The sequence below is a fragment of the Actinomadura geliboluensis genome (assembly GCF_005889745.1).
Classification (GTDB): domain Bacteria; phylum Actinomycetota; class Actinomycetes; order Streptosporangiales; family Streptosporangiaceae; genus Spirillospora; species Spirillospora geliboluensis.
In genome coordinates this window covers 1-5,693 of sequence record NZ_VCKZ01000527.1, presented here as the reverse complement: position 1 = coordinate 5,693, position 5,693 = coordinate 1, and the positions used below count along the sequence as shown (strand labels likewise).

The window sequence follows — 5,693 nt, the reverse complement described above, 5'->3', positions numbered from 1 at the left end:
GGGGCGATGGATGAGCGGGACGACCTCGGCTTCTGGACGTTCGTCGACCTCGCGGGGCGGCGGCTGGCGGAGGAGTTCGGCTTCCCCGACCGCCTCGCGACCCGGCTGCTGCTGACCCTGAACCGGGCGTCCGCGATCGTCACCTACGACCTGGAGTCCACGGTGCACCGGCCGCGCGGGCACTCCTGGGCCGGGTTCCGGCTGCTGTTCGTGACCTGGCTGGCCGGTCCGCTGGAGCCGGGCCGGGCCGCGACGCTCGCCGGGATGAGCCGCGCCGCCGTCTCCAACCTGGCGAAGACGCTGGTCGCGGACGGGATGATGGACCGGACGCCCGGCGAGCGCGACGGCCGGTCGGTGATCCTGTCGCTGACCGAGAAGGGCCGCACGGCGATGCTGGAGATCTTCGCCGCGCAGCACGAGCGCGAGCGGCAGTGGGCCGGCACGCTGACCGAGACCGAGCAGCGGATGCTGATCATGCTGCTGGACAAGCTCATCGCAGGCCGGACGTCCTTCGACGCCCGCGAGCGCTCCTGACCCCGCGCCGGCCGGGCGGCACGGGGAGGGCCGGGCCGCCGTGACCGGGTTAGGCCCTTCCCTGAACGGAAGAACACCCGTAAGGTCGGCAGAAAGTAGTTAATGCATTAACCATCGGAGGCGATGGACATGGCCCACTACCGTCGGGTCGGCCACGTGCCGCCGAAGCGCCACACCCAGCACAGGCACATCGACCACGGGGACGGCGAGGAGCGGCTGTACTTCGAGGAACTGATGGGCGAGGAGGGCTTCTCGTCCGACTCGTCCCTCCTGTACCACCGGGAGATCCCGTCGGCGATCACCGACTCCCGGGCCTGGGACGTCCCCGACACGGCGACGACCCCCAACCACCCGCTCAAGCCGCGCCATCTGAAGCTGCACGAGCTGTTCCCCAAGGAGACCTGGGCGGACACCGACGTCGTCACCGGCCGCCGAGTGATCCTCGCCAACAACGACGTGCGCCTCTCCTACGTCGTGTCGTCCGCCGACTCGCCGCTGTACCGCAACGCGACCGGCGACGAGATCGTCTACATCGAGTCGGGAACGGCCACGGTCGAGACGGTCTTCGGCACGCTCTCCGCGCGGCAGGGCGACTACGTCATCATCCCGACGTCCACCACGCACCGCTGGCTGCCGACCGGCGACGAGCCGCTGCGCGCCTACGCGATCGAGGCGACGGGCCACATCGCGCCGCCCAAGCGCTACCTGTCCCGCTACGGGCAGTTCCTGGAGAACGCCCCGTACTGCGAGCGCGACCTGCACGGCCCGTCCGAGCCGCTGCTCTCCGACGAGACCGACGTCGAGGTCCTCGTCAAGCACCGTACGTCGCGCGGCGTCGTCGGCACCCGCATGACGTACGCGCGGCACCCGTTCGACGTCGTCGGCTGGGACGGCTGCCTGTACCCGTTCACGTTCAGCGTCCACGACTTCGAGCCGATCACGGGCCGCGTCCACCAGCCGCCGCCCGTCCACCAGGTGTTCGAGGGCCACAACTTCGTCGTGTGCAACTTCGTGCCGCGCAAGGTGGACTACCACCCGCTGTCGATCCCGGTGCCGTACTACCACTCGAACGTCGACTCCGACGAGATCATGTTCTACTGCGGCGGGGACTACGAGGCGCGCAAGGGCTCCGGCATCGGCCAGGGCTCCGTCTCCGTCCACCCCGGCGGCCTCGCGCACGGCCCGCAGCCCGGCGCCTACGAGCGCAGCATCGGCGTCGAGTTCTTCGACGAGCTGGCGGTCATGGTCGACACGTTCCACCCGCTCGAACTCGGTGAAGGCGGGCTGGCCTGCGAAGACTCCGCCTACGCGTGGACCTGGGCGAGGCGGCCGTGATCCCCGCGTTCGCCCACGGCCTGTGCGACGACGCCGCCGTGTTCCCGCCGGGCCTCGCAGCGCTCGCCGACGCCGTCCCGGCCCACCGCGCGCACCGCGCCGCCCCGTACGCCGACCTCGTCGGCCCGCTCGTCCTGCCGGCGACCGCGCTGGACGACCTCTACCCGCTGCTCGGCGGGGAGCCCCTCGACGTGTCGATCACCGCGCCGAGCGGCCCGTGCCAGGCGTCCAAGGCCCTCGCCGCCGCCGCCGACCTGCCGATCACGGTGCGCGGCCTAGAGGTCGCCGTCCCGCCCGGCATGCAGCCGGAGGAGTTCTTCCGCCTGCTCGGCCGCGCCGACGTCCCCGTCTACGTCGAGATCCCGCGCGACGACCGCCGCTCCGCGATGATCGCCGCCGTCGCCGCCCGGCGGCACCGCGCCAAGTTCCGCACCGGCGGCGTCAAGGCGCACCTCTACCCGAGCCCGGAGGAACTCGCCGCCGGGATCAAGCAGGTCGTGGACGCCCGCCTCCCGTTCAAGGCGACGGCCGGGCTGCACCACCCCGTCCGCAACACCGACCCGGAGACCGGCTTCCACCAGCACGGCTTCCTGAACCTGCTGCTCGCGACCGACGCCGCCCTGCGCGGCCGCCCGGTCACCGAACTGGCCGCGATCCTCGCCGACCGCGACGCCCGCTCCGTCGCGTCCCACGTCTCGACGCTCGGCACGGCCCGCACGATCGCCGCGCGCGGCCGCTTCCTGTCCTTCGGGACGTGCAGCATCACCGACCCGCTGAACGAACTCGCGGACCTGGGCCTGCTCGCGTCCGCCCTCCAGGAGACCACCCGATGACCCGCATCGCGATCCCCGAAGGCTCCCACTTCGGGCTCGCCAACCTCCCGTACGGCGTTTTCTCTCCCCCCGGCGGTTCACCGCGCGTAGGCGTCCGCGTGGCCGACTCGGTCGTGGACCTCGCCGCGGCACTGGGCGACGACGTCTTCGCGGCGCCGTCCCTGAACCCGTTCATGGCGCAGGGCCACGCCCGCTGGGTCGAGGTCCGCGAACAACTCCTCGACCTGGTCGCGGACGACATCCCCGACGCGGCGGTGCACCCGGTGGACGCGGTCACCATGCACATGCCGTTCGAGGTCGCCGACTACGTCGACTTCTACGCGTCCGAGCACCACGCGTCGAACCTCGGCCGCCTGTTCCGCCCCGGCTCCGAACCGCTGATGCCGAACTGGATGCACCTCCCGGTCGGCTACCACGGCCGCGCCGGCACGGTCGTCCCGTCCGGGACGGACATCGTCCGCCCCACCGGCCAGCGCAAGGGCGAGGACGCCCCGACCTTCGGCGAGAGCCGCCGCCTGGACATCGAGGCCGAAGTCGGCTTCGTCGTGGGCACCGGCTCGCCCCTGGGCACGCCGGTCACCACCGAAGACTTCTCTGAGCGCGTCTTCGGCGTCGTCCTGGTCAACGACTGGTCGGCCCGTGACATCCAGGCGTGGGAGTACGTCCCCCTTGGGCCCTTCCTAGGGAAGAGCTTCGCGACGTCCATCTCCCATTGGGTCGTCCCCCTCCTCGCCTTGGAAGCGGCCCGCGTGGCGACCCCGCCCCAGGACCCGGAGCCCCTCCCTTACCTCCAGGAGAAGAACCCGTGGGGCCTGGACCTTTCCCTTGAGGTCTCGTGGAACGGCCAGGTGGTCTCCCGCCCGCCCTACCGCGAGATGTACTGGTCCCCGGCGCAGATGCTCGCGCACATGACGGTGAACGGCGCCTCGTCCCGCACAGGCGACCTGTTCGCGTCCGGCACCATCTCAGGCCCGGCCAAGGACCAGCGCGGCGCCTTCATAGAACTGACCTGGGGCGGCAAGGAGCCCATCGAGGTCAACAACGAGCCCCGCACCTTCCTAGAGGACGGCGACGAGGTGGCCATCACCGCCACGGCCCCCGGCCCGTCCGGCACCCGCATCGGCTTCGGCGAAGTCAAGGGCCGAATCCTGCCCGCCCGCTGAACACAGCCACCGCCCACAGCCTCCGTGGGCGGTGGCTCAGCTCTACCAGGTGGCCGGGAACATGCGGTGCTTGAGAAGCAGGTCAACCTGCTCAACGGCTCCCTCGACCTCTCCGCACGGAGATAGGTAGCCCGCCCGTCCCCGCTCAGTCTCGTAGTAGGCGAGGCCCCCGGGGACGGCCCGCACGTCCACCAGGACCCCGACGTCCCGGACGGCCCCGCGCGCGTAGACCCACAGCATCGGCCGCCACCCGACCCGATAGAGCCGGACGCACCGATACCCGCGCGCACCGACCCCGTCGGCAAGAAGATCGAGCCAGCGCACGGCCATGCGGCGCCCCGCCGCCGTCCGCCCCCACAGCACGGCCGTACGCATCAGGTGGCGACCTTCGCCCACACCCACTTGCCGTGCGGCTCGGTGTCACGGACTCCGCAGCCGGACGAGAGGGCCTGGACGAGCGGGAGGCCCCACCCGCCGATACCGGCGTCGTGCCCGTCCTCCAGGGCCCGAGCGTCCGGCACGACGTCGTCCAGCGTGAGCTCCACGACCGGCCGCACCACCGGCATGGCATCGGACGAGTCCCACACCGCCAGCACGACGGCCGAAGCCTCCCGAGTGAACCGGACCCGGATCTCCCGATCCGCCGGCGCGTGCCGGACGGCATTGGCGACAAGCTCACCGGCGATCAACAGAACATCGTCCGCGAGCTTTTCCAGCCCCCATTCCGCAAGCCGGAACTCCACCAGAGTCCGCACCAGCCCCGACACCGTCCCGGCCGCGAGACAAGAAATGTCCAACTCGCCCGAACCCGAGGCTTTCACTCCCATTTCACCCACCTCCCTTTCCCTCGCGTTTCCACGACAAGGCTGCCTCCGGTTGACATATATTGGCTACGGGAGTTCAACAAGCTCAACAAGCCAAGGATGACCATGCGCACGCGTCACGGCTTCGATCCCGACAATGATCTCTGGGACTTCATAGCCGTTGAGCTGCGAAGACAGCGCCTTGAGCGAGGACTGTCCCTCGCTGCCGTGGGCGACCTGATCGACAGGGATCGGTCATTGGTTGCCCGTGTTGAATCAGGAGACACCAGGCTCCAGGCGAACCACGCAAGCAAGATCGACGGCGCCTGGGGCTTGGGCTGCTCTTTCAGGCGCTTGGTGAACTTCGCCAAGGCGGGGCACGAGGTCGAATGGTTCAAGACACATCTAGATCTTGAAGCAAGATCCGCTGAACTTCGGATATGGGAGCTCGGCTGGGTTCCGGGCCTACTCCAAACCGAGGGCTACATCCGCGCCATGTTCGACGCGGCCGGGATAGAAGACCCCGAGGACGGAGTCAAGGCCCGTCTCCAGCGCCAGGAGTACCTCCACCGCAAGCCACGGCCCCGAGTGTGGGTTCTGCTCGACCAAGGCGTCATAGAGCAGCCGGTGGGCTCCACCGCGATCATGCGCGAGCAACTTGCCCATCTCGTGGAGATGGCCAGTCTCTCCCATGTCACCATCAGAATCGTTCCCAGGGACGCCGGTGCGCACGTAGGCCGCGACGGTTCTTTCAAGATCATGACCGTGGACCGCTCGCACACGGTCTACTGTGCTGCCCATGGGGGCGGACGACTCGTCCAGGATGCAACCGAGATAGCCTCATATCGGGTGTGGTTCGACCTCATCGGAGATGTGGCCTTACCCAAGAACGCATCACTGACCCTTTTTCATCCTCGGGTGGCTTCGTAGTTCTGTAGGACGGCGATGGCCTTGACGAAGTGGCCGGCCTTGCTGGGGCTGCAGCGGAGCTTGCGGAGGATTCGCCAGCTCTTGAGCTGGGCGTT

7 protein-coding genes and 1 pseudogene are annotated in these 5,693 nt (G+C 69.4%); 5 read left to right on the top strand and 3 right to left on the bottom strand.

Annotation, left to right across the window (positions count from 1 at the left end; translation table 11 throughout):
• Positions 1 to 6: 6 nt before the first annotated feature.
• The 4 genes from ETD96_RS40435 to fahA all read left to right on the top strand — a co-directional run bounded on the left by ETD96_RS40435 (position 7) and on the right by fahA (position 3,865).
• Positions 7 to 534, top strand: coding sequence for a MarR family winged helix-turn-helix transcriptional regulator (locus ETD96_RS40435; protein ID WP_138641771.1), 528 nt, complete (start codon positions 7 to 9; stop codon positions 532 to 534).
• A 129-nt stretch (positions 535 to 663) separates the two neighbouring features.
• On the top strand, positions 664 to 1,869 hold the full coding sequence (locus ETD96_RS40430; RefSeq protein WP_138641769.1) for a homogentisate 1,2-dioxygenase: 1,206 nt from the start codon (positions 664 to 666) through the stop codon (positions 1,867 to 1,869).
• Positions 1,845 to 2,702, top strand: a complete 858-nt coding sequence (locus ETD96_RS40425) for a hypothetical protein (protein WP_205719710.1) — start codon at positions 1,845 to 1,847, stop codon at positions 2,700 to 2,702. Before ETD96_RS40430 ends, ETD96_RS40425 begins: the two co-directional genes overlap by 25 nt.
• Positions 2,699 to 3,865 (top strand): fumarylacetoacetase, encoded by a 1,167-nt coding sequence (gene fahA, locus ETD96_RS40420; protein WP_138641768.1) that lies wholly within the window; start codon positions 2,699 to 2,701, stop codon positions 3,863 to 3,865. The genes ETD96_RS40425 and fahA overlap by 4 nt, the downstream gene beginning before the upstream one ends.
• A 42-nt stretch (positions 3,866 to 3,907) precedes the next feature.
• Here fahA and ETD96_RS40415 read toward each other — a convergent pair whose 3' ends face one another.
• Positions 3,908 to 4,240: a hypothetical protein gene (locus ETD96_RS40415; RefSeq protein ID WP_138641767.1), complete on the bottom strand. Its 333-nt coding sequence runs from the start codon at positions 4,238 to 4,240 to the stop codon at positions 3,908 to 3,910.
• Positions 4,240 to 4,692, bottom strand: coding sequence for an ATP-binding protein (locus tag ETD96_RS40410; protein WP_138641766.1), 453 nt, complete (start codon positions 4,690 to 4,692; stop codon positions 4,240 to 4,242). Before ETD96_RS40410 ends, ETD96_RS40415 begins: the two co-directional genes overlap by 1 nt.
• Positions 4,693 to 4,794: 102 nt before the next feature.
• Here ETD96_RS40410 and ETD96_RS40405 point away from each other — a divergent pair, with 102 nt between their 5' ends.
• Positions 4,795 to 5,598 (top strand): helix-turn-helix domain-containing protein, encoded by an 804-nt coding sequence (locus ETD96_RS40405; protein ID WP_138641765.1) that lies wholly within the window; start codon positions 4,795 to 4,797, stop codon positions 5,596 to 5,598.
• On the opposite strand, the pseudogene ETD96_RS40400 reads toward ETD96_RS40405, so the two are convergent.
• Positions 5,577 to 5,693, bottom strand: a pseudogene (locus ETD96_RS40400) (IS5/IS1182 family transposase); the annotation flags it as partial. The gene ETD96_RS40405 and the pseudogene ETD96_RS40400 overlap by 22 nt on opposite strands.

Coding starts and splice junctions, on each gene's coding strand:
- ETD96_RS40435 (WP_138641771.1), top strand. CDS start 7: ATGGATGAGCGGGACGACCTCGGCTTCTGGACGTTCGTCGACCTCGCG.
- ETD96_RS40430 (WP_138641769.1), top strand. CDS start 664: ATGGCCCACTACCGTCGGGTCGGCCACGTGCCGCCGAAGCGCCACACC.
- fahA (WP_138641768.1), top strand. CDS start 2,699: ATGACCCGCATCGCGATCCCCGAAGGCTCCCACTTCGGGCTCGCCAAC.
- ETD96_RS40415 (WP_138641767.1), bottom strand. CDS start 4,240: ATGCGTACGGCCGTGCTGTGGGGGCGGACGGCGGCGGGGCGCCGCATG.
- ETD96_RS40410 (WP_138641766.1), bottom strand. CDS start 4,692: ATGGGAGTGAAAGCCTCGGGTTCGGGCGAGTTGGACATTTCTTGTCTC.
- ETD96_RS40405 (WP_138641765.1), top strand. CDS start 4,795: ATGCGCACGCGTCACGGCTTCGATCCCGACAATGATCTCTGGGACTTC.